Origin of the sequence: Roseovarius gaetbuli (assembly GCF_900172365.1) — a bacterium.
GTDB classification, from domain to species: domain Bacteria; phylum Pseudomonadota; class Alphaproteobacteria; order Rhodobacterales; family Rhodobacteraceae; genus Roseovarius; species Roseovarius gaetbuli.
In genome coordinates, this window is record NZ_FWFJ01000130.1 from 1 (window position 1) to 1001 (window position 1001).

General features: G+C 52.5%; 1 protein-coding gene. It reads left to right on the forward strand.

Annotation, left to right across the window (positions count from 1 at the left end):
- Positions 1-68: 68 nt before the first annotated feature.
- The gene (locus tag ROG8370_RS19915) at positions 69-962 is read left to right on the forward strand and encodes an IS481 family transposase (protein WP_085828841.1); all 894 of its coding nucleotides are present in this window, start codon (positions 69-71) and stop codon (positions 960-962) included.
- Positions 963-1001 lie beyond the last annotated feature (39 nt).

The following is a 1001-nucleotide window of genomic DNA, read 5'->3' on the forward strand; positions in this document are numbered from 1 at the left end:
GTGTAGATATGCCGTTACTCGCGAGACATTTCTTTTAACGTCCCAGATTTGGGAAGAAGGAGATGTTCATGAACAAGGATCAACGCGAGATTGGGCGTAAATTACGGATACTGCGATACGCCGAAGAGATCGGCCATGTTGCCAAGACCTGCCGTTATTTCGGGATTGGTCGTGCCAGTTTCTACCGTTGGCGCAAGGCCTATGCAGAACACGGAGAAGCTGGCCTGATCAATGCGCCACCCATCCCTAAATGGCATGCCAACAGGACGCCGCCTGAGCGCGAGGAGAAGGTTCTTTACCTTCGTCGCAAGTACCACCTCGGGCCAATGCGGATCGTTTGGTATCTTGCGCGCTATCACGACATCAAGATGTCTGACGCGACCGTTTCGCGCATCCTTCGGCGTCATGGCCTGAATCGGCTTCCTCGGGGAACCCGCATGCGCAAGGTCCACACCAAGCGGTATCAAAAACAAGTTCCGGGACATCACATCCAGATGGACGTCAAGTTCCTGACTTTCAAAGGTAAACAGGGGGAGAAGGTGCGACGCTTTCAATATACGGCAATCGATGACGCCACACGGGTCCGGGCTCTAAAGATTTACGAAAAACACACCCAGGCCAACGCAATCGATTTCGTCGATCACATTATCGAAAAGTTCCCTTTCCGCATCCGTGAGATACGTACAGATAACGGCCATGAGTTCCAGGCGAAGTTCCATTGGCACGTCGAAGATCTGGGGATCCGCCATGCCTATATTAAACGCGGCACGCCACAGCTTAACGGCAAAGTGGAACGATCGCACCGCTCTGACGGGCAGGAGTTCTACCAACTGCTCAGCTACAAAGGCGATGTCGATCTGGAAGCCAAACTGGACGAGTGGGAGCGCTTCTACAACTTCCACAGACCGCATGGCGCACACAAAGGGAAGACGCCTTACGAAGCACTCAGAGAAAAGCTATAATTAACAAATCTGATGTCTCACGAGCAACCGCACCTTACA